The organism is Camelimonas fluminis (assembly GCF_014656355.1).
Taxonomy (GTDB): Bacteria; Pseudomonadota; Alphaproteobacteria; order Rhizobiales; family Beijerinckiaceae; genus Camelimonas; species Camelimonas fluminis.
Window position 1 is genome coordinate 58224 of sequence record NZ_BNCG01000013.1, and the last position, 23955, is coordinate 82178.

Annotated in this window: 20 protein-coding genes; 6 read left to right on the forward strand and 14 right to left on the reverse strand. The window is 66.6% G+C overall.

Translation table 11 applies throughout. The features are described 5' to 3' along the window. Positions 1–55 precede the first annotated feature (55 nt). Positions 56–820: an SDR family NAD(P)-dependent oxidoreductase gene (locus IE243_RS14335; protein WP_191320075.1), complete on the reverse strand. Its 765-nt coding sequence runs from the start codon at positions 818–820 to the stop codon at positions 56–58. A gap of 223 nt (positions 821–1043) precedes the next feature. After that, complete coding sequence (locus IE243_RS14340) at positions 1044–1853, reverse strand: SDR family NAD(P)-dependent oxidoreductase (protein ID WP_191320076.1); 810 nt, start codon at positions 1851–1853, stop codon at positions 1044–1046. Positions 1854–2259: 406 nt separating this feature from the next. On the opposite strand from IE243_RS14340, the gene IE243_RS14345 reads away from it, so the two are divergent. After that, positions 2260–2442, forward strand: a complete 183-nt coding sequence (locus tag IE243_RS14345; protein WP_191320077.1) for a hypothetical protein — start codon at positions 2260–2262, stop codon at positions 2440–2442. 158 nt (positions 2443–2600) lie between these two features. Here IE243_RS14345 and yacG read toward each other — a convergent pair whose 3' ends face one another. The 6 genes from yacG to IE243_RS14375 form a co-directional block, all read right to left on the reverse strand. Continuing rightward, positions 2601–2849: a DNA gyrase inhibitor YacG gene (yacG, locus tag IE243_RS23950; protein WP_191320078.1), complete on the reverse strand. Its 249-nt coding sequence runs from the start codon at positions 2847–2849 to the stop codon at positions 2601–2603. 177 nt (positions 2850–3026) lie between these two features. Further along, positions 3027–3659, reverse strand: coding sequence for a Maf-like protein (locus IE243_RS14355; RefSeq protein WP_191320079.1), 633 nt, complete (start codon positions 3657–3659; stop codon positions 3027–3029). Between the two features lie 51 nt (positions 3660–3710). Continuing rightward, positions 3711–4577, reverse strand: a complete 867-nt coding sequence (pssA, locus tag IE243_RS14360; RefSeq protein ID WP_191320080.1) for a CDP-diacylglycerol--serine O-phosphatidyltransferase — start codon at positions 4575–4577, stop codon at positions 3711–3713. 16 nt (positions 4578–4593) lie between these two features. Next, on the reverse strand, positions 4594–5292 hold the full coding sequence (locus IE243_RS14365) for a phosphatidylserine decarboxylase (RefSeq protein WP_191320081.1): 699 nt from the start codon (positions 5290–5292) through the stop codon (positions 4594–4596). A 528-nt stretch (positions 5293–5820) separates the two neighbouring features. Further along, entirely contained in the window at positions 5821–7743 is a 1923-nt protein-coding gene (locus IE243_RS14370) for an ABCB family ABC transporter ATP-binding protein/permease (RefSeq protein WP_191320082.1), read from the reverse strand. Between the two features lie 534 nt (positions 7744–8277). After that, a complete protein-coding gene (locus IE243_RS14375; protein ID WP_191320083.1) occupies positions 8278–9663 on the reverse strand; it encodes a LysM peptidoglycan-binding domain-containing protein in 1386 nt (461 codons plus the stop codon). A 99-nt stretch (positions 9664–9762) separates the two neighbouring features. Between IE243_RS14375 and IE243_RS14380 the strand changes: the two genes are divergently transcribed. The 3 genes from IE243_RS14380 to IE243_RS14390 all read left to right on the forward strand — a co-directional run bounded on the left by IE243_RS14380 (position 9763) and on the right by IE243_RS14390 (position 13180). Further along, entirely contained in the window at positions 9763–10413 is a 651-nt protein-coding gene (locus IE243_RS14380) for an LOG family protein (RefSeq protein WP_191320084.1), read from the forward strand. 312 nt (positions 10414–10725) lie between these two features. After that, a complete protein-coding gene (locus IE243_RS14385; protein WP_244643178.1) occupies positions 10726–11964 on the forward strand; it encodes an ABC transporter substrate-binding protein in 1239 nt (412 codons plus the stop codon). A 592-nt stretch (positions 11965–12556) separates the two neighbouring features. Continuing rightward, on the forward strand, positions 12557–13180 hold the full coding sequence (locus IE243_RS14390) for a hypothetical protein (protein ID WP_191320086.1): 624 nt from the start codon (positions 12557–12559) through the stop codon (positions 13178–13180). 165 nt (positions 13181–13345) lie between these two features. On the opposite strand, the gene cimA is transcribed toward IE243_RS14390, so the two are convergent. From cimA to IE243_RS14410, 4 genes are all read right to left on the reverse strand, one after another. Continuing rightward, positions 13346–14941 (reverse strand): citramalate synthase, encoded by a 1596-nt coding sequence (gene cimA, locus IE243_RS14395; protein WP_191320087.1) that lies wholly within the window; start codon positions 14939–14941, stop codon positions 13346–13348. Then, entirely contained in the window at positions 14938–15459 is a 522-nt protein-coding gene (locus IE243_RS14400; protein WP_191320088.1) for a GNAT family N-acetyltransferase, read from the reverse strand. Before IE243_RS14400 ends, cimA begins: the two co-directional genes overlap by 4 nt. A gap of 9 nt (positions 15460–15468) precedes the next feature. After that, positions 15469–17175, reverse strand: coding sequence for a cysteine--tRNA ligase (gene cysS, locus IE243_RS14405; RefSeq protein ID WP_191320126.1), 1707 nt, complete (start codon positions 17173–17175; stop codon positions 15469–15471). Positions 17176–17483: 308 nt separating this feature from the next. Beyond that, positions 17484–17954, reverse strand: a complete 471-nt coding sequence (locus tag IE243_RS14410; RefSeq protein ID WP_244643188.1) for a CreA family protein — start codon at positions 17952–17954, stop codon at positions 17484–17486. A 655-nt stretch (positions 17955–18609) separates the two neighbouring features. Here IE243_RS14410 and IE243_RS14415 point away from each other — a divergent pair. Next, on the forward strand, positions 18610–19812 hold the full coding sequence (locus tag IE243_RS14415; RefSeq protein ID WP_191320090.1) for a DUF2865 domain-containing protein: 1203 nt from the start codon (positions 18610–18612) through the stop codon (positions 19810–19812). A 400-nt stretch (positions 19813–20212) separates the two neighbouring features. On the opposite strand, the gene gltX is transcribed toward IE243_RS14415, so the two are convergent. Beyond that, positions 20213–21547 carry a glutamate--tRNA ligase gene (gene gltX / locus IE243_RS14420; protein ID WP_191320127.1) on the reverse strand — a complete coding sequence of 445 codons (1335 nt, stop codon included), beginning with the start codon at positions 21545–21547 and terminating at the stop codon, positions 20213–20215. Positions 21548–21751: 204 nt separating this feature from the next. Here gltX and IE243_RS14425 point away from each other — a divergent pair, with 204 nt between their 5' ends. Continuing rightward, positions 21752–22363 carry a cysteine hydrolase family protein gene (locus IE243_RS14425; protein ID WP_191320091.1) on the forward strand — a complete coding sequence of 204 codons (612 nt, stop codon included), beginning with the start codon at positions 21752–21754 and terminating at the stop codon, positions 22361–22363. Between the two features lie 84 nt (positions 22364–22447). Here IE243_RS14425 and IE243_RS14430 read toward each other — a convergent pair whose 3' ends face one another. Further along, positions 22448–23833, reverse strand: coding sequence for a class II 3-deoxy-7-phosphoheptulonate synthase (locus IE243_RS14430; protein ID WP_191320092.1), 1386 nt, complete (start codon positions 23831–23833; stop codon positions 22448–22450). Positions 23834–23955: the final 122 nt, after the last annotated feature.

The following is a 23955-nucleotide window of genomic DNA, read 5'->3' on the forward strand; positions in this document are numbered from 1 at the left end:
AATGTCCGTTCCGGAGCGCCCGCCTTGGCGGAAGCGCTCCGGAAACCGGCAAGGCTCAGCGCGGGGCCATGCGAATGGCACCGTCGAGGCGGATGGTCTCGCCGTTGAGCATCGGGTTCTCGATGATGTGCGAGGCCAGCAGGGCGAACTCCTGCGGCGTGCCCAGACGCTGCGGGAACGGCACGCTGGCGCCCAGCGACTGGCGCACCGGCTCCGGCAGGCGGCCGAGCAGCGGCGTGTCGAAGATGCCGGGCGCGATGGTGTTGACGCGGATGCCGCGGTTGGCCAGGTCGCGTGCGGCGACAATGGTCATGCCAATGATGCCGGCCTTGGCCGAAGCGTACGGGATCTGGCCGATCTGGCCCTCATAGCCAGCCACCGAAGCGGTGTTGATCACCACGCCGCGCTCTTCGCCCACCGGATCATTCTTCGCCATGGCGGCGGCGGCCAGACGCAGCACATTGAACGTGCCGATCAGATTGATGCGCACCACCATTTCATAATGATCGAGCGCGCCAGGATTGCCGGCCTTGTCGAGAATGCGCAGGGCGCCGCCGCGACCGGCGCAGTGCACCACCGCGCGCAGGTTGTTGTTGGCGTTGGCGAGATCGACCGCCGCCTGCATGTCGGCTTCGCTGGTGACGTCGCCGGCCGCGAACTGCGCCTTGGGGCCCAGTTCCTTCGCCGTGTTGGCGCCATCGGAGGTCGGCAGGTCAACGATGACGACGTTGGCGCCGCCGGCGATCAGCTTCTCCGCAGTGGCGCGGCCGAGACCGGACGCGCCGCCGGTGACGAGGGCGGTAATGCCTTCAAGCTTCATGGAAAACTACTCCTGTCGAATGTGATGGCGGCCGGCGCGATGCGTCCGCATGAAAACTGTCTTTCGCCACACCTGTTAGCGCATCTGACGGCGCTTGCCAGCGCCCTGGAGGAAATTCGGTCAACCTCAACCGGAATTTCACCCGACGACGCGGGCCGCCATGCGCCGCCTGAGTGGGTCCTTTACCGCTTGCGCGGAGCACTTGCGGCCTGCGTGGCGCAGTTCACCGCTTGCGCGGGCCTGGCCCCGTGAGTCGCGAACCGGCGTCGTAAGGGACGATTTCGCCGGTCATGAACCGCGAGCCCGGCCCCGCCAGGAACACGGCGGCTTCCGCGACGTCGTCAGGGGTCGGGGCGGCGTTGAGCGGCGTGGTCTGCTTCACCGACTCACGCAGCTTGTCGGCGGCGTCCTGACCGGTGCCTTTCACGAACCAGGGCGTGTCCATATAGCCCGGGCACAGGGCGTTGACGCGGATCAACGGCGCGAGCGCGCGCGCCAGCGACAGGGTAATGCCGTTGAGCGCCGCCTTCGAGCCGACATAAGCGATGGAAGAGCCGATGCCGGAAATGCCGGCGATGGACGACACGTTCACCACCGAGGCGGGAATGCCCCAGGCGTTGGCCCCGGCCTCCAGCAGGCTGCGTGCGGCGCGAACCATCTGGAACGGGCCAACCGTGTTGACGCCATAGATGCGATGAAAATCCTCAGCCGAAAGCTGGTCGAGCGCGCCATGCGGCACATGCATGGTCGTGCCCGCGTTATTGACCAGGGCGTGGATTGCGCCCCAGTCAGCAGCCGCGGCGACGATGCGACGGCAGTCCCCGTCGCTGGAAACATCGCCCTGCACCACGCGCACGTCGCGGGCGCCGGCGGCGCGGCAGGCCTCGGCCGTCGCCTCGCAGGCCTCCTTGCTGGACGAATAATTGAGCGCCAGACGCAATACGCCGGCGCGGGCAAGGCCAATGGCCGTCGCCGCGCCAAGCCCCGTGGCCGCGCCCGTGACAATAACGTTCATATCGCTGAAATCAGCCATGTTTCCTCCCGGCGCGTCTGTTTTTTCATGATCTGCGCGGCGTCCGGCAGACCATGACATTTGTTACTGAACCATGTGTTGCTGACAGCGGTTGTAGAGCAAATGCGGCGAATTTGAACGGCTTTTTGCGCCCGGCAGCCCCGCGCCCCGCCACGTGCGGCGCGACACGCCGCAAAGCACAAAAATTCCCATGATGATGGGAACCATTGGAAGCGGGCCAACGTTACCACGCCAGACAACGGCGAGCCGCCTGATCGTCCGGTCAACCGCCCCGCCCCATATGAAAACAGCACGCACCCGCCGGCACGATCGCGCCGGAATGATCTGGCGCGGCCAGAGGCCAGCCAGACAAGGGCGCGCAACTTCAGAAAGCCCGGCGCGGCAGCGGCGGGGTCAGAGGCGCATCATGACATATGATATCGGTCACCAGGTTTCCGCCGCCCAGGCAAAAGGGGGCCACGCCGGAGCGATCCCGGTTCAGGAAACTGGCCATGAAGGCAGCGTGCGCGCCGCGGTCGTGGCTCTCGTGCTGGTCGTGGTGTCCGCCCTCGCGATTTTCCCGTTTATCCTGCCCAGCGTTCCGGTCTGATACGCGTCAGGCATTCCCCGTAGGCGCAAATGCGCCTGCGACCTGCAAGCCCGGATCTGCGTGACGCATGTTCTTGCCGGACATGCCGCGCGCCGCCAGAAACCCGGAAAACCGCTTCGCTCGCCCCCCAATGAGCCAAGCTCATTGGGTTTTGGGCGTCAGTCCTCCGCCTCGTCATCCATAACCGGACGGCCAGGAATGGCGTAAGACCCCGTGAGCCAGCGGTTGAGATCGACATCCGCGCAACGCGCCGAACAGAATGGATCGTGCGCAGCGCTGGTGGGCTTGCCGCAGACCGGGCAGGCCACAACGCGCGCGGCCTTGCCCGTTGCCGGACCACCAGCGCGTTTGCCGGCCGCACCCCCAGCCTGGGGCTGGTTGTCCTGCTTCAAACTGTTGTCATTCATATCGCAGTCTCCCAAGACCCTTCATGCGCCTTCATGCGCGATCGCGAAGATGCTGACGCGCCTGCGACCTGCAAAAAGCACGCATCAGCGCGGCGCATGTCCTGACCGAAAAATGCCTTGCGTCGCCGGGCCTTGTCCGCTTCACCAATACCGGTCGGGCACAGACCGGGTCTGGCCTCAGCCCGCCGACCAGCTGGCGCGCACGGGATAGCCTTCGCCGGCCAGCAGGTTGACTGTTTCATATAGTGGCAGACCGACCACCGCGGTATAGGAGCCGACCAGCTTGACCACGAAGCTGCCGGCAAGGCCCTGGATGGCGTAACCGCCGGCCTTTCCGCGCCATTCGCCAGAGGCGAGATAGGCCGCCAGATCCTCGCGCGCCAGATTCTTGAAGCGCACCCGCGTTTCAACGATGCGGTCGCGCTCGCCGCCACGCGGCGAAATCAGGCAAACCGACGTGTAAACCCGGTGCGTGCGCCCCGAAAGCAGGCGCAGGCAGGCGTCCGCCTCCTCCACCAGCTCCGTCTTCGGCAGAATGCGACGGCCGACCGAAACCACCGTGTCGGCCGCCAGCACATAAGAATCCGCCTGGGCGTCGGTTTCCCTGAGCAGCCGCTCCGCCTCGCGCGCCTTTTCACGCGCCATGCGCCGGGCGTAGTCGCGCGGCTTTTCCGCCTTCTGCGGCGTCTCGTCGATATCAGCCGGCAACAGGGCCGCGGGCTGGACGCCCGCCTGCTCCAGCAGGGCGAGCCGGCGCGGCGAAGCCGACGCGAGAACCAGGCGCAAGGCCGGCGAAGTTCCTGCCGTCATTCAATCAGTCTCCGGCGATCAGATCAGTACGGAAGAAAACCGGGAGCCGGCTCAGGCCCGGTCATCGGCGGGCGGCGACGCGGCGGCCGCTTCCACGGGCGTCGATGCCGACGCCGCCACAGTCACGGGCGGCTGCCGCTGGAGATTGCGCCGGTACGACAGCACCCCCACCGGAATCAACGCCAGATAGGCGATGGTGATCACCGACAGCACCTCGAAGGTGTAGCTGGCCAGCAGGCCGACCACGAGCACGCAGGCGACGAACAGCGGCAACACCCACTCGCGCGGAATGCGCTGGCCGAGGGTTTTTCCCGACCACGTGGGCGTCTTCGACACCATCAGGAAGGCGATGACCAGCATGAAGACGGCGATCAGCCCGGCGAAATTGCGCGTCGGCAGGCCCAGAAGATGGAAGTAAACCGGCAGCAGGGCGCACAGGGCGCCAGCCGGGGCCGGCATGCCGACGAAATAGTTCTTCATCCATTCCGGACGCGACGGGTCATCCAGCATCACGTTGAAACGGGCGAGCCGCAGCGCGGCGGCCACCGCGTAGACCAGGGCCACGATCCAGCCAACCGAACGCAGGCCGTCGAGCGTGAAGGTGTACATCAACAAGGCTGGAGCGACGCCGAAATTGACGAAGTCAGCCAGCGAATCCAGCTCGGCGCCAAAGCGCGACGTGCCTTTCAGCAGCCGGGCCACCCGCCCGTCGACGCCATCAAGGATCGCGGCGGCGAGGATGGCGACGACCGCCAGCTCCAGCTTGCCCTCGATCCCAAGGCGGATGGCGCTGAGGCCAAGACACAACGCCACCAGGGTGATGACGTTGGGAACCAGGACGCGCAATGGCACCGATTTCAGGCCGCGACGTCTTGGCTCGCCATTGTCAGGCGGGAAAGGTGGAAACAGATCGGCCATCGCGCGCCCTCCAGGTTCAGGCGCTGACGAAAGTGCGGCGCGGGCCGCCGGCGCGCAGGTCAGCCAGCACGGTCTCGCCGGCGACGGCGCGCTGGTTCAGGCCAACCAGCGGCGTGACGCTGATGGGCAGGAACACGTCGACGCGCGAGCCGAAGCGGATCAGGCCATAGCGCTGGCCGGTGGTCAGGGCGTCGCCCTCCTGGACGAATCCGACGATGCGGCGGGCGATCAGGCCCGCGATCTGCACCACGCCGACCGGGCCGCGCGGGGTTTCGATGACCATGGCGCTGCGCTCGTTGTCCTCGCTGGCCTTGTCCAGATCAGCGTTGAGGAACAGGCCCGGCGTATAGGCGATGCGCCGCACCTGACCGGCGACAGGGGCGCGGTTCACGTGCACGTCGAACACGTTCATGAATACGGAAATGCGCAGCATCGGCTCGGTTCCCAGCGCCAGCTCCGGCGGCGGAACCACCTCGACAATGCTGCTGACGCGGCCGTCCGCCGGGGAAATCACCAGGCCTTCGTCCTGGGGCGTGACGCGCACCGGATCGCGGAAGAAATAGCAGATCCACAGGGTGATGAGCGCGCCGATCCAGCCCAGCGGCTCCCACAGCCAACCCAGCAGCAATGACGCCACGACCCCGATGGCGATAAACGGGTACCCCTCCTTGTGGATCGGAACCAGCGTTTCACGGACCGAGTTGTAGATCGACATTCGCGCTCCCTGAGCATCCCCGGCGAAACGACCCCGCTTCCCGGATGACAATGCGTAGAACCAGAACCCCTGGCGTTAAAACAGCCCCGGGCCTTTAAACAACCTTGGGCGACAATACGGTTTGCTCAAATACAGCCGGAACTGGCCGCTCCAGGTTTCCCTGTCTTGAGCGAATTCTGATCGACCAGACACGCCCGTCTGGCTGGAAAGCGCTCAGGCGACCGCGCTGACCTGTCCAGACATGAACGTGATCCCCGAAAACCCGGCGGGCTTTCGGGGATCACGTCGAAGATGCAGCTACGCCGGCCCGACCGGATGGCGACCGCCCGCCCCATTGAGCTGACAGCGATCCGCCAGGGTCACCAGGCGCCTTCACATGCGCCATGTGTGGAACGGCCACGCATCGCCCCTTCACTGTAACACAACGGGCCAGCTGTGAACGCGGCAATTCTGACGCAAGGAGATTTTCAGATGGCGCCGGGACGGCTTCACACAGCCAATTGCACAGGTCGCCCCCGGCCGCGCGCTTCAGCCGGCGGCCTTGGCCCCCGCGGCCATTTCCTCCTCGCCGGTTTCTTTCAGCGTCTGCAGGGCCTGTTCGGCGCGGCGCTGGCGATTCCACAGGCCGGCGTAAACCCCGCCCGCCGCCAGCAGCGCCTCGTGGGTCCCGCGCTCCACCACCTCCCCCTGGTCCATCACCATGATTTCGTCGGCGTTGACGATGGTCGACAGGCGATGGGCGATGACCAGCGTGGTTCGCCCACGGCTCACCGCCGCCAGCGCGTCCTGGATCTCGCGCTCCGTGAAGCTGTCAAGGGCCGAGGTCGCCTCGTCCAGCACCAGGATCGGCGGCGCCTTCAGAATGGTGCGGGCGATGGCGACGCGCTGCTTCTCACCGCCGGAGAGCTTCAGGCCGCGCTCACCCACCAGCGTGTCGTAGCCAGCCGGCATGGCCGCCACCACCGGCGCAAGCTGGGCGAGGCGCGCCGCCTCCCTCACCTCGTCGTCGCTCGCATCCCAGCGGCCATAGCGGATGTTGTAGGCGATGGTGTCGTTAAACAGCACGGTGTCCTGCGGCACCATGCCGATGGCGGCGCGCAGGCTGTCCTGGGTCACCCTGGAAATGTCCTGACCGTCGATGAGAATGCGGCCGGAGGACGGTTCATAGAAACGGAACAGCAGCCGCGACAAGGTGGATTTACCGGCGCCGGAAGCGCCGACGATGGCCAGGGTGCGCCCGGCCGGAGCCTCGAAACTGACGCCTTTCAGGATCTGCCGGTCGGGATGATAGGCGAAGCGCACGTCCTCGAAGCGCACGGCGCCCCCGGTCACGGCCAGCGGCTTCGCATCCGGCGCGTCGCGGATTTCCGGCGCCTGATCGAGCACGGCGAACATCTGGCCAATGTCGAGCAGCGACTGCTTCACCTCGCGGTAGATCATGCCCATGAAGTTTAGCGGAATCGACAGCTGGATCAGCATGGCGTTGATCATGACGAAACCGCCGACCGTGGTCCTGCCGGCGCGGATGTCATGCACGGCCAGCGCCATGGCGGCGGTGAGGCCGAGCGTGAAGATAACCACCTGGCCGGCGTTCAGCACCGCCAGCGACACGTAGCTCTGCACGGAGTTGCGCTCGTAGCGGGCCATGGATTCGTCGTAGCGCTTCGCCTCGCGGGCCTCGGCGCCGAAATATTTCACCGTCTCGAAGTTGAGCAGCGCATCGACGGCGCGGGTCTGCACCAGATTGTCGCTCTCGTTGATGCGCTTGCGGATGGCGATGCGCCAGTTGGTGGCGAAAAAGGTATAGAGAATATAGCTCGTCACCATCACGACGACGATCAGGGCATACCGCCAGTCGAACTCCAGCGTCAGCACCGCCAGCACCAGGCCGAACTCGACGATGGTGGGCAGCAGTTGCAGCACGAACAGGCGCGACAGCTCCTGCACCCCGGTCCGCCCCCGCTCCAGCACCCGGGTCAGGCCGCCCATGCGGCGCTCCAGATGGAAGCGCAGCGACAGCTGGTTCATGTGGGTGAAGGTGTCGCGGGCCAGGCGCCGCACCGCCGCCATGGTCACGGTGGCGAAAATGGCGTCGCGCATCTGGGTGAGCACCGCGATGGCGATGCGGGTCAGCCCATAAAGCAGGGTCAGGACCAGAGGCGCCTGCCACAGCCACGCGAGGCTGGAGCCGGCCGCCAGCGGCTGGTCGCCGGCTAGCGCGTCGGTAGCCCATTTGTAGGCATAGGGCATGCCGACGGTGACCAGCTTGGCCGCCAGGATGAGCACCGTCGAGACATAGATGCGCAGGCGCAGGTCGCCGCGATCGGCCGGCGGCCAGACATAAGGCGCGAGCCGGCGGGCGGCGCCAAGCAGGCCGCCGTTGTCGCCGGACGATGCGGAGGAATCTGGCGCGGGCAGCGCGCCGGCATTACGCCCGAAACCGCGGGACATCCAAAACCTTCCAACCGAATGTCGCCGCTGGCGGCGGAGGCATTCATTCGCTCCAGTCGCCTGACCGCTGCCGGTGAACCCGGTTCGTCAGTAGCGACCGATCGCTTTGATCGGGCCCACTCCATTCGCGGAAAGCGGACCCCACTTTTCCCGAAAGCGCCCTGGCGGCAGCCTTACGCCATCGCGACGACCGGCGCAAAATCCTGTCAAACTGAATCGGGATCTTGCCCTATCGCACTGGACTGGCGGCTTTTTCGCCAGAAAACGTCCAGGCGATGACAAACGCGCCGGCGACCATCGCGGCGCCAGGATGATGATGGCCCCTGTCATATGCAAGCGCTGATTGTCGGCGCGTGCAGGCGAAGTCGCGCCGGGGATCGTCGCCGGGAACCGTCCCTGTCAGCCGGGACAAGCCAAGCGCGCCCGATCGATGGACAAACTGAATCAGAATTCCGCGCTATCCCGCTGTTTTATGGCCGGTTTCAAACGTGGCGACCAGGCTTCGCCAGGTTGCCGCCTTGCTGGCTGATCCGGCTACTTCTCTTCCCCAGGCCTCACGCCATGGTCCGGAGAAGGCCCCCCGGGCGCCGCATCGCCAGCGCGGGGTCGCGCGGTTGGGTCCTTCTCGGGCAGGACAAATACCTGCCCCGGATAAATCCGGTTGGCGTCGGTGATCTGGTCCTGATTGGCGTCGTAGATCGTCGTGTAGCGGGAGCCGAGCTGGTAGGTGCGGCGGCTGATGCTCCACAGGGTGTCGCCGCGCGCCACCACATGGGTGCGCACCGGGACCGCCTGAATGGCGTCCTGCGAGGGCTTCTTCGCGACCGAAGCCGCCTGCCCGTCCTTTGCCTGGCGCCCGGCGCCGCCCGAAACGGTCGCATGGACGTTCTCCCAGGGCGCCTCGGCCCGCGACAGCACCGCCCCCGTCGCCGGATCGACCATGTCCAGCCGCACGCGATAATCGCCCGCTGGCAGCGACGACTGCAGGGCGAACTCGATGACTCCGCTGGCGCTGGCGACGCCCGAAGCCAGCAGTGCGTCGTTGAGGTACAGTCTGACGGTTGCGCCCGGCCTGGCTGACCCGACCACGAACAGGCGCCCGCCATCGTCGGTCTCCACCTGGGATATGCGCGCGGCGGACGTCGCGCCGCCAGCCGCCCCGTTTGGACTGGCGGGCGGCCCGGCCCTGTCGCCGTCGCCAGAACCCGGGTTTTTTGCTTCCGCGTCCTTCGCCCCCGCCATGGCCGGCTTCTGTTCAGGACTTGAGATCAGCACCGTCGGCCTGTCCGGCGCCAGCAAGGCCACCAGCGGCGGCTTCGGCGGTTGTATGGTGACGCTGACGGTCTGGCGGGAGGCCGTCCATGTTCCATCCGGGGCCTTGACCCGCAGGGACAGCACATGGGCGCCTGGGGGCAGCGGGCCATTGGTCATGGCGAACAGGCCTGAGGCATCAGTCACCGCCCGCTGCAACACGCGCGGCTCCGCCGCCGGCGCCGCGCCGCCAGCCTCTGTCATCACCAGCTCGATGGCGGCGTCCGGCCTGGCGCGGCCGCCGATGACCGCCTCTCCGTTTGGCTCGACCCGAACAACGTCGAAGCTTGGCGCCCCTCCTGGCGCGGCCGTCCCTGCGGCGTCGCCTTGCGGAGCGACGGCCTGCCGGGGCGCCCCGCCCGTCGGGCCCGTCCTCTCGCCCGGAACGGCCGTCGCGCCCGATGCGTCGCCAGACGGCGCCTTCGCCGCGGGGCCAGCCTGCGAAAATGGCTGGGGATCTCCGGCGCCCGCGACCGGCGAATGCGAGCCCCTGTCACGCAATGGTCCGAATGTCAGGATCAGAATGCCGGCGCTCGCCAGCGCGACCAGCGCCAACGCCACGCGCGCAATTGTTTTGACGTTGACAGGCGGCAGTGCAGGCTCGCTCATCCGTGCTCAATCTCCATGCGACCACCCGGAAGCAACCGCGATGAGTATACAGACGCGCGTCGCCATTACATCATGCCCAGAGGAAGCAACGTACGCCAAATGACCAGTCCGGATTTCAGACGCCCCGATGGGGAGGCGCGCGCCATCTGCGTATTTTGCGGTTCGGGAGCCGGCGCCAGCCCGCAGTTCACGGAGGCCGCGCGTCTGGTCGGCGCCCTGCTGGCCCAGCAGGGCGTCGGCCTGGTCTATGGCGGCGGCGACATCGGGCTGATGGGCGAGGTGGCGCGCAGCGCGCTGGCCCATGGCGGCCGCGTCACCGGCATCATTCCCGATTTCCTGATCCGCCGCGAACACATGCCGGACCCGGCGGAAGCAGGCCGGGAAACCGTCATCGTCTCTGACATGCACACCCGCAAACGGTTGATGTACGAGCGAGCGGACGCCTTCCTCGCCCTGCCAGGCGGCATCGGCACCCTGGAGGAGCTGGTCGAGCAGATGACCTGGTCGCAGCTTGGCCAGCACACGCGCCCGATCATGGTGCTGAACACCCTGGGCTTCTGGGATCCGCTGTTCGAGCTTTTGCAACACATGCGTCAGGCGATGTTCCTTCGCCCCGGCCTCGACGCCTCCTACATGACCGCCACGGAGCCGGCTGAAGCCATCGACGCCCTGCTCGCCGCCATCGCGGTCGCCCGCGCGGCGGCGCCGGCCCCCGATGACGACCGGCCGCCGGCGCCGGGCCCGTTCTGAGAGGCGCTGCCCGCGCCGCGGCCGGCGGATTGCGCGGTTCGTTCTCAAGCTTCTTGAGCAGGTTGGGGCCTGGTCTGCTGGAGAGCCCTTTCCAGGCCTTTTCGAGTCATGCTCCTATCCTAAAGGCTCACGCGGACGTGATTGCGCCGCCGGGCTCGCCAGGCTAGTAGAGCCCCTTGTCTCATGCATGGCCCGTCAGCCCCTGACCGGTCCGCCATCACGCCGCCCTTTTGGGGAACAGCCCGGACAACGGGCGAGCGGCCCGGCGGGTCCTGGCCCGGAAGCGCGCGGCCGTGCTTCCGGGAGGGAATGATGAAATCCATGTTCTTGCGCTGCCTGGCGCTCAGCCTCGCGGTGGCGACGCCTCTGGCCGGTCTTTCGGCCCAGGAGAAGAAGTCGCTCAACATCGCCGTTCTCAATGACAAAAGCTCGGTGTTCGCCGACGCCGGCGGCGTCCGCTCCGTGCGCGCGGCCGAGCTGGCCGCCCAGGATTTTGGCGGCGAAATCAACGGCATGAAGATCAAGGTTCTGGGGCCTGACCACCAGAACAAGACTGACATGGGCGCCTCGCTGGCCCGCCAGATGTATGATCAGGAAGGCGTCGAGGCGATCTTCGACATCGGCAACTCGGCGATCTCGCTGGCGGTGCAGGAAATCGCCCGCGAGCGCGGCAAGATCGTCGTCCACTCCGGATCGGCCACCGCCGAGGTGTTCGGCAAGTCCTGCTCGCCCACCGGCGCCATGTGGCTGTACGACACCTATTCGCTGGCCAAGGGCTTCGCCAAGTCGGTCGTGGAACAGGGCGGCAAGACCTGGTACTTCATCACCGCCGACTACGCCTTCGGCCACGCCATGCAGAACGAGGTGACCAAGGTCGTTGAAGCCAATGGCGGCAAGGTGCTCGGCTCCGTCCGCCACCCGGTCGGCACCATGGACTTCTCGTCGTTCCTGATGCAGGCCCAGGCCTCCGGCGCCGACATCGTCGCCTTCGCCAATGCCTCCGGCGACACGGTGACCAGCCTGAAGCAGGCCCGCGAGTTCCAGGTGGGCGAAGGCAACCAGAAGCTCGGCGTGCTGATTTTCTATCTGACCTCGGTCCATGCGCTCGGCGCCAAGGCCACCCAGGGCGTGCAGTATCTCTCGGGCTACTATTGGGACCGTGACGATGAAAGCCGCGCGTTCGCCAAGCGCTTCGCCGCTGTCAATGACGGCCGCATGCCAGACCACACCCACGCCGCCGTCTACAGCTCGGTGAAGCATTACCTGCAGGCCGTGAAGGACTCTGGGTCCACCGATGGCAAGACCGTCATGCGCAAGATGAAGGAGACTCCGGTCAACGACTTCTTCGCCCATGGCGCGAAGGTCCGCGCCGACGGCCGCCTGATGAACGACATGCTGCTCGTCGAGGTGAAGAAGCCGGAAGAAGTGAAGAACGGCGAATGGGACCTGCTGAAGATCAAGCAGGTGGTCAAGGCCGACGACATCATGCGTTCGATCGCCGACGGCGGCTGCACCCGTCTCGACCCGCCGGTGGACGCGGAGAAGAAGTAAGCGCTTCTTGTCTGATGCGAACGAAAAGGCTGGCCTCGCGCCAGCCTTTTTTGTTATCCAACAATGGATTGCATCAATATTTCGCCATTGGGATTCAACCAGTCCGAGCAGATGACCCGCTGGCTGTTTACATCGCCTGGGAATAGCCCGGCGTAGACGCATCGCAGGATGTAACCACAACTCCGCGGCGTCTCCCGGAATTCGGCGACGCATGCGTCCCTCGCACTGACAGCGTCCGGCTTCGTTGGGGGCAGCCGCAGGGGGCAACGAACTCTGGTTTCTGCCGCCGCCGGGCTTGACTTGCCTGGATGATCTTCTGCTCCGCAAGGGCGCGATCCGACTCTGGCTGGGACAGGCGTTTCCTGCACATGCTGCGCGCCACAGTAGCAGTCGCTATTGTTAAACGCCCGGCAACCGACGATCTTCAGGAAAAATATGGGAATAAAATATTTGATCTATAAAAATTTACAATCACTACAGATAATTTGATAAATTACAATAAATTCGCCGGAACACACATCGCGTCCGGATCACTGACAACCCAAATTGACGTCTGATTATTCGTGCCGCAAGGCGATCAACCGGCGGCAACATGATCTCATCCGTCACCCGGTGCATCGACATGGTTGAGCTTCCTCCTGACAGTACGGGCAAGAAAAAAATCAACGCTGGCGACATCGGCGCCCCAACGGATTTCCGACATTTTCTTCATATCGCCCCACACTCAAGCCTGCCCGCGCCGAATGACATAGGGGACCTGTTCCAGGTCAGGGCCGAAACCACGACGCACTCTCCTGTTCAGATTCTTCCAGAGAGCAGCGTCCGCCTCCCTGGCGGCGAGGTCGTCCCGCCTCGGGATATCGTGCGAACCCGTATTCTCGGAGATCGCGAGCCGCTGCCTTTTCTTGGAGAATTCCGGGCAAGGCAGGCGAAAGCCGGAAGCGTCCTGCTTCCTCCCCCGCCGCCGAAACGTATCGGATCGCTCGCCGCGGCGCCGTCCCGGGAATTGCCACCGGCGATGGTTCCGCCAATCCCGGACAGGGCAACAAAACCGCGCGCCGCAATGCGCCCCCCGCAGCAAAAGCCAGACTCCATGCCTGCCGCGGCCAGAGCGGAAGAGTTCAGAGGCGCCAGCCGGGTCCACGACAAGACAGCCGGCATCGAAAGGGGTGAGCAGCCTTTGATGGATGCGCTTGAGCACACACCCTTTATCTGACGCCAGCGGGTGAACGCTCCGTGCAATCCGGGACACCGGGGCCCGCCAGAGGCGCCCCCGGCGCGAGCCGCGCACCCCGCCCAGGAACAACGACCGGTTCACAAGACGGGCGCCAACTGTTCCAGTTCGCCCGGTTCCAACGTCGGCTGTCCCTGCCCCGTCCGGTCACGCCTCCGCGCCGCTCTTCACCAGCTTGTAGACGATGGAATCGGTCAGGGCCTGGAACGAGGCGTCGATGATATTGGGGCTGACGCCGACCGTCACCCAGCTGTCGCCGCTACGGTCGCCGCTTTCAATCAGCACCCGGGTCACCGCGTCGGTGCCGCCCTGGAAAACCCGCACCTTGAAGTCGCGCAGGCCGAGGCCCTCGATTAACGGCTGGTACTTGCCCAGATCCTTGCGCAAGGCGACGTCGAGGGCGTTGACCGGGCCGTTGCCCTCGCCCACCGAAATCAGCTCCTCGTCGCCAACCCGGACCTTCACGACCGCCTGGGCCACCGTCACCTGCTCGCCCAGGGCGTTGAACCGGCGCTCGACGCTGACGCTGAAGCGCTCCACGTCGAAAAACTCCGGCAAATCGCCCAGCACGCGGCGGGCCAGCAGGTAAAACGACGCGTCGGCGCCCTCATAGGCGTAGCCCGCCGCTTCCTTTTCCTTCACCACCTCAAGCAGCCGGCCGATGCGGCGGTCATCCCTGTCGACCTGGATGCCGACCCGCTCCAGCTCGGCCAGGATGTTGGACTTGCCAGCCTGCAATGACACCAGCAACTGGCGGCTGTTGCCGACAGTTTCCGGCTCCACGTGCTCATAGGTGCGCGGGTCCTTCAGCACCGCCGAGGCGTGGATGCCGGCCTTGGTGGCGAAGGCGCTGGCGCCGACGTAAGGCGCATGGCGGTTGGGCGCGCGGTTGAGCACCTCATCCAGCGCCCGCGAGGCGTGGGTGAGACCGGCGAGCCCCTCCCGCGTTACGCCAAGCTGGAAGCGCGAGGCGTAGGGCTCCTTCAACATCAGGGTCGGGATCAGCGAGACCAGATTGGCGTTGCCGCAACGCTCACCGAGGCCATTGAGCGTGCCCTGGATCTGCCGGGCGCCGGCGCGCACCGCCGCCAGGGCGTTGGCGACGGCGCAGCCGGTGTCGTCATGGGGGTGGATGCCAAGGTGGTCGCCCGGGACATGGCGCGCGACCTCGCCGACGATGCGCTCCACCTCGTCGGGCAGCGTGCCGCCGTTGGTGTCGCACAGCACCACCCAGCGGGCGCCGGACTCCCAGGCCGCCTTCGCGCAGGCCAGGGCATATTCGGGATTGGCCTTGTAACCATCGAAGAAATGCTCGCAATCAAGCATCACCTCGCGGCCGGTCGCTTTCGCGGCGGCGACGCTGTCACGGATGCCGGCGATATTTTCCTCAAGCGGCACTTCCAGCGCCACGTGCACCTGGTAATCCCAGCTCTTGGCGACGAAGCAGATGGCGTCCGCGCTGCTGTCGAGCAGGGCTGCGACGCCTGGATCGTTGGCGGCGGAGCGGCCAGCCCGGCGGGTCATGCCGAAAGCGGTGAAGGTTGCGTTCTTCGTGCGCTTTTCCTGGAAGAACTCGGTGTCGGTGGGATTGGCCCCCGGATAGCCGCCCTCCACGTAGTCGATCCCAAGCCGGTCAAGCATGCTGGCGATCTGGCGCTTGTCATCGAGGGAGAAGTCGACCCCGGTGGTCTGGGCGCCGTCGCGCAGCGTGGTGTCGAACAGATACAGCCGTTCCCGCGTCATTGCCGCCCCCCAGGCGTGGTGTTTTTGTCATTGTTGCCGGCCAGTTGCTTGCGCATGGCGGTGCGGCCAAGCCAGACGCCGTCGATATCCACGGTCTCGCGCCGTTGCGGCTCAAACCCCAGTTTGCCGAACAGATGCGAGGCCACGTCGCTGACGTCCGCCGTCAACGCCGTGGCGCCGCGCGCCGTCGCCAGCTTTTCCAGGGCGCCGAGCAGCATGGCGCCGACGCCCTGCCCAGCGACGGATGGATGCACGAACAGCATGTCGATGTGGTCCTTGCCGCGCAGCGAGGCGAAACCGGCAGCCGAGCCGCCGACAACGGCGACCAGCGTCAGGTTTCCGGCAAGGCGGCCGGTGAAAGCCTCCGCGTCGTCAGCGGCGGAAGCCCAGGCGTCGCGCTGGGCGTCGTCATAGTCGTCCTCCGCCAGCACATGGATGGCTTCACGAAAGATGTCGGCCAGCACCGGGCCGTCCGACGGCAGAAACGGGCGCAGGCCCGCGCTGAATTGCTGTCCCATGGCCGGCCCCTATTTTCCCGCGACCCATTCGATGGAGACGCCGCCGTCCTTCGTATCCTTGACCACCGCGCCCATGGCGGCGAGTTCGTCGCGAATCCGGTCGGCCTCGGCCCAGTCCTTGCGGGCGCGGGCGTCGGCGCGGTCAGCGATGAGCGCGTTGACCCGCGCCAGTGCGGGATCGTCGTCCGCCTCGCTGCGGAAGGACACCAGACCGTTGGCGTCCGTCTCGATGGCGATCTTCTTGCGCGCCAGCTCCTCGCGGGTGGATTCCAGCAGGCGGGCGTCGCCATTGACGTGCGCCGTGCGCCAGATGCGGCTCATGCTGAAGCCGAACATGCCGGTTTCCGGGCTGAACTGGCCGCAGCCAAGCGGCGCGGCCAGGGCCAGCGGCGTCTGGCGGCTGACCAGGCCGAGGAACGACAAAGCGCGGATCACCTGGCCGGCGGCCTCCAGATCCGAGGCCATGCGGCCGATCAGCCCGCGCACCCAGCCGATGGCGCCGGGGGTGTTGAGATCGTCCAGCAGGAAACCGAGGAACGGCGCCGGCGGCGCCTGATCCAGATCGGCGATCCACCGCCGCAAGGTGATATCGCACCCGCCGAAGAATCGGCCCTGCAGGGCGCCGATGGCGCCAGCGATGGTTTCCAGCTCCGTCTGCGCCCGGGCAAGGCGCTTCTCGGTCCAGTCGATGGGCTGGCGGTAGTGCGTTTCCAGCATGGCCCAGCGGATCACCGGCCCGGCCCACGGGCCGCCGAACTTGCCGCTGGTCAGCAGGTCGCGAATGGTGACGAAATTGCCGAGCGACTTCGACATCTTCTGGCCTTCGACCTGAAGGAAGCCGTTGTGCAGCCAGTAGTTGGCCATGCGCGGCGCATCGAGGGCGCAGCACGACTGGGCGATCTCGTCCTCATGGTGCGGGAACACCAGATCGATGCCGCCGGCGTGAATGTCGAAGACATTGACCTCGGCCGGCTCGCAGGCGACGCGCCCGGCGAAGCCCTGGATCAGGTGCTTCCACGACATGGCCGAGCATTCGATATGCCAGCCGGGGCGGCCTGGAACGGCGATGTCGCCCGGCGACGGCCAGCCCGGCTCGTTCTCCTTCGACGGCTTCCACAGCACGAAATCCATGGGGTCGCGCTTGTAGGGCGCCACCTCGACGCGGGCGCCAGCCAGCATTTCATCCAGCGAGCGGTTGGCGAGGGAGCCATAACGCGGCATGCCTGCCTTGCGCCCCATGGCGGCCACGGAGAACAGCACGTGATCCTCGGCCACGTAGGCGATGTCGCGGGCGATGAGGCGCCCGATGAGATCGCGCATCTCGACGATGTGCTCGGTGGCGCGCGGCTCGATGAAGCGCGGCGGCTCGCCCTCCACGTTCACCTGGTCGGGCATCAGCACGCCAAGGGCGCGGATATCGGCGTGGAAGCGCCGCGCCGTGACTTCGGTGAGGTCGCGGATGGTGACGCCGCGCTCGGCGGCGCGGGCGTTGATCTTGTCGTCGACGTCGGTGATGTTGCGGACGTAGGTCACGCCGCTTTCGCCATAAAGCTGGCGCAGCGCGCGAAACAGCACGTCGAAGACGATGATGGGGCGCGCGTTGCCGATATGGGCGTCGTCGTAAACCGTGGGGCCGCAGGCATACATGCGCACATTGGCCGGATCGATGGGACGGAAGTCGTCCTTCGCGCGGGTCAGGGTGTTGTACAGGCGCAGGGCGCTGTCCCCGGATGCACCGTCCCCGGCCAGGCCTGCGCCAGCCTGCTGCGGCGCGGCGTCGCCGGCGCGGCGCGCGCTGTCGGGCGCGTCGTTCTGCACATCGATTTGCACGGTCGTACCTCTCCCAAGGCCGGCGGCCGGGAGTGCAATCCAATTTTCAGGTTCTGAAAAGGGGACGGCTCCGGGCCGCGCAGCGCGCTAGCCGGTTATAATGCAGATCGCAAAAATAATGCGGGCCGTCGTCATGGGACCGTTTTGCGACGGCGCGGACGCGCCGTCAAGCGCCTGCCGCCGAATGCTTCAGTTCATTTGAGCCAGTCGGCGCACTTCACCGGGCCGCCCTGGCCGCCCCAGGGGGCGATCGGCACGGCGGCGGTGGCGTTCTGGGGCGAGCCTTCGATCACCCGGTCTGAATACACCAGATAAACCAGCGTATTGCGCTTCGCGTCGCAGGCGCGGACGATCTGCATCTTCTTGAAAATCAGCGAACGGCGCTCGGAGAACACCACGTCGCCCTGGGCGAACTTCTCCTTGATCGTGATCGGCCCGGTCTGGTTGCAGGCGAGCGAGATATCGGAAACCTCCTCGGCCACCCCCAGCATGCCCTTGACGCCGCCGCGCTCCGGCAGCGTGTAGTGACAGGCGACGCCGTCAACCAGCGGATCGTCGATGCCATAGACCACCAGCTTGTCGTCCGGCGTCATGAACTTCCAGACGGTGGATTTCTTCAGGATGACGTCCGGCCCGTCAGCCAGGGCGGCCGGAGCCACGGCCATCGTCGCCGTGGCGGCGACAACGCCGGCGGCGAAGAGCCGCAAGGCGGTCCGGGTCAGGCCGCGCCCCGTCCCGACGCCGGTTCGATGGGCGCCGCCATTTTGGCTGGATGTCGTTCCGGCGCTGGTCATGTGCGTTGATTTCCTGCCTGCCAGAGCATGTCCCGCCAGGCGGACGCCGCCATGCCGGAAAACGCTTTATCCCCTGCGGGAAGAACTTCACTTCGGATGGATTCGCCGCCACGAAGGCAACGGCGCCCGGGTTGTCGCGACAATCCGGCTGGGTTCAGGTGGATCACGCCACTGCAATGGTCACACCGCTTCCAGGCACACACATGGCGACGAAGCAGGCGTCTGGCAAGCGAACCCGCCAGGCAAACCCGTCAGGATGCGGACCCGCTGCGCCGTGTCCGCCAGGCCACGCATGTGGGATCATGCAACGCCTGACGCACGCTGAGATCGCTGGAAAACTTGCGAACCGCCGCATTTGCGGCGAGATAGAATGGTCACTTGCGGACAGCTGCCGGATGACAGGCTTCAACACGCCTGAGATCTGGCCCAGGCTGACAGATACGCACTCTAACTTTTTGCTTTGGCGCATTTTCTCCCCGCGACGCGGCGTCCGCGTCTCCTGAAAATGCGATAGCGGGATGATTCGATGAACCTGCGGCGCGCGCCAGCTTCCAATGCCCTGTCCGACGCCACCGTCCCTTCCGGGATCGGCGCCCGACTGTCGGCGACAGGCCGGCGCATGCTGAAAATCGTCAGCCTTGGCGCCATGGCGCTCACGGCAAGCGCCGTCGTGGCTGCGGCGCAGTCGCCGGCCTGCGACCAGTATCGGGCCGAACTCGCGGCGCTGTCGCGCGGCAACCCGCAGGCGGCGGGCCAGGCCAGCCAGATTCGTGGCGAGATCATCCAGTTGCAGGCGCAGCGGTCGCGACTTGGTTGCGATCGCGGCTTCCTGTTCTTTGGCGACCGGCCGCCCCAGTGCAGCCAGATCGACGGGCGCCTGCGCGCGCTGCAGGGCGCCTACGCCAGCGCCCAGGGGCAGGCCCAGGGCAATCCCGCCCGACGCCAGGCGCTCATGGCCGCCATCGCCCGCTATTGCAGCCCCGGCGGCCAGCGTGAGCCAAACTTCTTCGAGCGGCTGTTTGGCGGCGGCCAGGCCGCCCCGCCTCCGCCGGACCAGCAGCAGTATGAAATGAACACGCACCGTCAGGCGACCGAAGGTTCGCCGCGTTACGGTGGCTCCCGCGTGGTCTGCGTGCGTGCTTGCGACGGCTTTTTCTTCCCTCTGCCCTCCAACCGTCGCGAGGGCGCGGAGGACATGTGCCAGGCGCTTTGCCCCAGCACGCAGACGCTGGTGTATTTCATGTCTGGCGATGGGGTCATCGAACGCGCTGGCAATCGTGAGGGCAAGCCCTATACGGAACTGCCGAACGCCGGAAAATACAAGAAATCCTTCGACCCCGCCTGCTCGTGCCGCAAGGCGGACGAGAGCTGGGCGACCGCGTTGCAGCCGGCCGAGAACATGCTGAAATCTGGCCGGGGCGACATGATCGTTACGGAGGAGAAGGCGGAAGAGCTGTCGCGCCCGAAAACCGTCGCCGCCAGCAGGAAGCCGGCGCCGACGCCAGCCGCCGAGGCTGATGAGGAAGCGCCCGTCGATCCGTCCACCCTGCCGACCGCCTCGCACGAATCCTCCGGCATTGGCCCGCAGACGATCAACGAGGAACAGACCGTTGGCGCCCGCGAAGGCCAGGTGCGCGAAACCGTGGGCCAGGGCGGCCAGCGCGCCAAGGTGCGCGTCGTGGCTCCGAACATCTTTGTGGAGCCGACAGAGCCAGGCAAGGAGCGCTGAGCAAGGATCGCTGAGGCAGAGCGCGGCCGGCGCGGCGTTTTGAGCGGCGCCCATCGCGGCGGCGCCAGGCGGCGCGCGGCGCAGCGGTTTTGACTGTCGAAGACCAGCGTCCTGCTGGAACTGGCGGCGCGACGAGACGCCTTGCGGCGCTTTCGGCCCGGGCTGGTGCGGGCCGCCTTTCAGCGGCGCCTTCGCGAATGGCGGCCATGGCAGGTCTTGGGGCAGGTCTTGAGGGCAAGTCTTGGGGGCAGATCTGGGGCAAGTCTGGCCAGGCCAATCCTCGCAAGCGACGAGCGGATGAAAGCCAGCGGCGCGCTGGCAAGGCGGCCGGCTGACTGATCGTCAGATTGACGCCGTCAGGACGTCGTGCGCAGGAACGTCCCGGAGGCCCCCTGCCCGCTTATGCGCCCCCGAGACGGCGCAGGGTCTCGGGCCGGCCGATCAGTGGCAGCAGGGCCGCCAGTTCCGGGCCGTGCTCCCGGCCAGTGAGCGCGAGACGCAGCGGCATGAACAGGGCCTTGCCCCTGGCGCCGGTCTGGTCGCGGATGGCGCTGGTCCACTGTTTCCACGTCTCCGTCGACCAGGGTTCAGCAGGCAGCGCGGCGAGGGCGGCGGCGCGGAAGCCGTCGGTCATGCCTGCATCCGACGCCTGCTCCGGACCTGAGGCGATGATGCGGATCCAGTCCGCCGTCTCGGCAAGACGGCTGATGTTGCCGCGCACCGCCAGCCACAGCGGTTCCGTCGCGGCAAGGCCCAACGCCGCCAGACGCGGCGCGGCGTCAATCCACGCCATGTCATGCAGCAGCCGGGCGTTGAGATTGGCCAGCTCGCTCTCATCGAATTTGGCGGGCGCGCGGGAAATGCCGGACAGATCGACCAGGGCGGCAAGGGCGTCGAGACCGGCGATGGGGCGCACCGCCTCCGCCGTGCCGACCAGAACCGCCAGCGAGGCGACCGCCATCGGCTCCAGGCCGCTGTCGCGCAGGCCGCGCAGGGAGAGGTGGCCGAGACGCTTCGACAACCCCTCGCCGCTCGCCGTGGTCAGCAGGTTATGATGCCCGAACAGTGGCGGCGCCGCGCCCAGCGCTTCAAAAATCTGGATCTGGGCGGCAGTGTTGGTGACATGGTCCTCGCCGCGCACCACATGGGTGATCCCCATGTCAACGTCATCGACCACCGACGGCAGCGTGTAGAGGAAGCTGCCGTCCTCACGGATCAGCACCGGGTCTGACAGCGAGCCGCTCTCCACCCGTGAGTCGCCGCGCACCAGATCGGTCCAGGTCACCACGCCCGGCTCCAGCAGAAAGCGCCAGTGCGGACGACGTCCCTGGGCTTCAAGATCGGCCTTTTCCGCTTCACTCAGCTTCAGCGCCGCGCGGTCATAGACCGGCGGCAACCCGCGCGCCAGCTGGCGCTTGCGGCGTCGGTCCAGTTCATCAGCGGTTTCATAGCAGGCGTACAACCGGCCGGCGTCGCGCAGACGCTGGGCCGCGGCCTCATAGACCGCCATGCGGTCGGACTGGCGGAACTCATCATCCGGCGTCAGGCCAAGCCAGGCCAGATCCTCACGGATCGCCGCCGCGTATTCGGCGCGTGAGCGCTCCAGGTCCGTGTCGTCGAGACGCAGGATAAAGCGCCCGCCGGCGCGCCGCGCCAGCAGCGCGTTCAGCAAGGCCGTGCGCGCGTTGCCGATATGCAGATAGCCGGTGGGCGAAGGGGCGAAACGGACGATCATGGGGACGCTGCCGGGGGCGATCTGGATCATGGGCCGGTTATGACCGAGCCCGGACGCAGAAGCAACGCCAGGGCAGCCCTGCTTCTGGATTTGCCGCCCCGGGCGCCCAGCCAATGGACAGGCCTGGCCCGCCATGCTGCACTCATCGCCACGCGCGCCATGGCGAGGCCCTGAATGCGCGCCTGACGCCCGAGGAGATCGCCGATGCCGCCTGCAACCGATACGCCCCGCACCCTGCTTTCGCTAGCCGGCGCCCAGCCGCAACGCGCCCGGCTTTCCCAGGCGACGCTGGTCATCGTCGACGCCCAGAACGAATATCGCTCCGGCAGCCTGCCGCTGGCCGGAATCGACCGGGCCGTGGAGCGGCTGGCCTTGCTCCTCCAGAGGGCCCGCGCAGCGGCGACGCCCATCATTCATATCGCCCAGATTGGCCGGCCGGGCGGCCTGTTCGATCCTGAAGGACCCGGCGGCGCTTTCCTGACCGAGGCAACGCCCCAGGGGGCCGAGCCGATCGTGCACAAGCGCCTGCCCAACGCCTTCGCCGGAACCGACCTGGACGCAATCGTCCGGGAACTTGGCCGCCCGCAACTGATTATCGCCGGGTTCATGACCCACATGTGCGTCAGCGCCACGGCGCGTTCGGCGCTGGATCATGGGCATAACAGCTTCGTGGCGGCGGACGCCGCCGCGACGCGGGCCCTGCCGGACGCCCTGGACGGCAGCCCTGTCGCGGCGTCTGAGGTGCACCGCGTTGCCCTTGCGGAAATCGCCGATCGCTACGCGGAGGTTATCGAAACCGACAACATCGCCAGTTAACCGGCGCCAGGCGCGCATTCCGGAAAAAAAAAAGCCCCGGATCGGCAGGATCCGGGGCTTTTGCCTGTCTGGCGCTTGTCGGTCTTACTCGGCCGCGGCGGCGCGCTGGTCGCGCAGCTTGTCGGAGCGCTCCTGCTTCAGGCGCTCGGCGACCAGGAAGGCCAGCTCGATCGCCTGCTCCGCGTTGAGGCGCGGGTCGCAGTGGGTGTGGTACCGGTCGGACAGACCGGCCTCGGAGATGGCGCGGGCGCCGCCGGTGCATTCGGTGACGTCCTTGCCGGTCATCTCCAGGTGGATGCCGCCGGCGTAGGTTCCCTCAGCCGCATGCACGTCGAAGAAGGTTTTGACTTCCGACATGATGAGGTCGAACGGCCGGGTCTTGAACGAGCCAGCCTTCACCGTGTTGCCGTGCATCGGATCGCACGACCACACCACCGAACGGCCCTCGCGCTGCACCGCCCGCACCAGGCCTGGCAGATGATCGCCAGCCTTGTCGGCGCCGAAGCGGCAGATCAGCGTCAGGCGGCCTGGCTCGTTCTCCGGGTTCAGCACGTCGATCAGCTTCAGTAGTTCATCGCCGCTGAGCGAGGGACCGCACTTGACGCCAATCGGGTTCTGCACGCCGCGGAAATACTCCACGTGGGCATGGTCGAGCTGACGGGTGCGATCGCCGATCCACAGCATGTGGCCGGAGGTGGCGTACCAGTCGCCGGTCGTCGAATCGACGCGGGTCAGCGCCTGTTCGTAACCGAGCAGCAGCGCCTCATGGCTGGTGTAGAACTCGGTCGAGCGCATCTCCGGATGGGTTTCCGGATCGATGCCGATGGCCCGCATGAAGTCGAGCGATTCGGTGATGCGGTTGGCCAGCTCCTGGTAACGGCCCGACTGCGGGCTGTCCTTGACGAAGCCCAGCATCCAGCGATGAACGTTGTCCAGATTGGCGTAGCCGCCGTTGGCGAAGGCGCGGATCAGGTTCAGCGTCGCGGCCGACTGGCGGAACGCCATGAGCTGGCGACGCGGATCCGGCGAACGCGCATCGGCGGTGAAACCGATGTCGTTGACAATGTCGCCGCGATAGCTCGGCAGTTCGACGCCGTCGATGGTCTCGGTGTTGGCCGAGCGCGGCTTGGCGAACTGACCGGCGACGCGGCCAACCTTCACCACCGGCGAGGCGCCGGCGAAGGTGAGCACCACCGCCATCTGCAGGAAGACGCGGAAAAAGTCGCGGATATTGTCGGCGCTATGTTCGGCAAATGCTTCGGCGCAATCGCCGCCCTGAAGCAGAAAAGCTTCGCCAGCAGCGACCTTGCCGAGCGCGCGCTTCAGTTGCCGAGCCTCACCGGCAAAAACCAGCGGCGGAAACGCGGACAGCTGCTCCTCGACAGCCGCAAGGGCGGCGGCGTCGGGATAGGCTGGCATCTGCTGCACTGGTTTCTGGCGCCATGAGGCGGGCGTCCACCGCTCACTCATCTTCGTCACTCCCGCGGCGGGCCGTTTGTGGATGGCAGCCGCCGCACTGCCCCCGGGCATTTGCCTGAAACGCAACCGCCCATGATGACGAATGCGCCCTGCCCGTTATTGTCGGGCGCCTC

Bases quoted from the DNA above. Each gene is read 5' to 3' on its own strand.
- IE243_RS14335 (WP_191320075.1), bottom strand. From the start codon at position 820: ATGAAGCTTGAAGGCATTACCGCCCTCGTCACCGGCGGCGCGTCCGGT.
- IE243_RS14340 (WP_191320076.1), bottom strand. From the start codon at position 1,853: ATGGCTGATTTCAGCGATATGAACGTTATTGTCACGGGCGCGGCCACG.
- IE243_RS14345 (WP_191320077.1), top strand. From the start codon at position 2,260: ATGACATATGATATCGGTCACCAGGTTTCCGCCGCCCAGGCAAAAGGG.
- yacG (WP_191320078.1), bottom strand. From the start codon at position 2,849: ATGAATGACAACAGTTTGAAGCAGGACAACCAGCCCCAGGCTGGGGGT.
- IE243_RS14355 (WP_191320079.1), bottom strand. From the start codon at position 3,659: ATGACGGCAGGAACTTCGCCGGCCTTGCGCCTGGTTCTCGCGTCGGCT.
- pssA (WP_191320080.1), bottom strand. From the start codon at position 4,577: ATGGCCGATCTGTTTCCACCTTTCCCGCCTGACAATGGCGAGCCAAGA.
- IE243_RS14365 (WP_191320081.1), bottom strand. From the start codon at position 5,292: ATGTCGATCTACAACTCGGTCCGTGAAACGCTGGTTCCGATCCACAAG.
- IE243_RS14370 (WP_191320082.1), bottom strand. From the start codon at position 7,743: ATGTCCCGCGGTTTCGGGCGTAATGCCGGCGCGCTGCCCGCGCCAGAT.
- IE243_RS14375 (WP_191320083.1), bottom strand. From the start codon at position 9,663: ATGAGCGAGCCTGCACTGCCGCCTGTCAACGTCAAAACAATTGCGCGC.
- IE243_RS14380 (WP_191320084.1), top strand. From the start codon at position 9,763: ATGACCAGTCCGGATTTCAGACGCCCCGATGGGGAGGCGCGCGCCATC.
- IE243_RS14385 (WP_244643178.1), top strand. From the start codon at position 10,726: ATGAAATCCATGTTCTTGCGCTGCCTGGCGCTCAGCCTCGCGGTGGCG.
- IE243_RS14390 (WP_191320086.1), top strand. From the start codon at position 12,557: ATGATCTCATCCGTCACCCGGTGCATCGACATGGTTGAGCTTCCTCCT.
- cimA (WP_191320087.1), bottom strand. From the start codon at position 14,941: ATGACGCGGGAACGGCTGTATCTGTTCGACACCACGCTGCGCGACGGC.
- IE243_RS14400 (WP_191320088.1), bottom strand. From the start codon at position 15,459: ATGGGACAGCAATTCAGCGCGGGCCTGCGCCCGTTTCTGCCGTCGGAC.
- IE243_RS14410 (WP_244643188.1), bottom strand. From the start codon at position 17,954: ATGGCCGTGGCTCCGGCCGCCCTGGCTGACGGGCCGGACGTCATCCTG.
- IE243_RS14415 (WP_191320090.1), top strand. From the start codon at position 18,610: ATGAACCTGCGGCGCGCGCCAGCTTCCAATGCCCTGTCCGACGCCACC.
- gltX (WP_191320127.1), bottom strand. From the start codon at position 21,547: ATGATCGTCCGTTTCGCCCCTTCGCCCACCGGCTATCTGCATATCGGC.
- IE243_RS14425 (WP_191320091.1), top strand. From the start codon at position 21,752: ATGCCGCCTGCAACCGATACGCCCCGCACCCTGCTTTCGCTAGCCGGC.
- IE243_RS14430 (WP_191320092.1), bottom strand. From the start codon at position 23,833: ATGAGTGAGCGGTGGACGCCCGCCTCATGGCGCCAGAAACCAGTGCAG.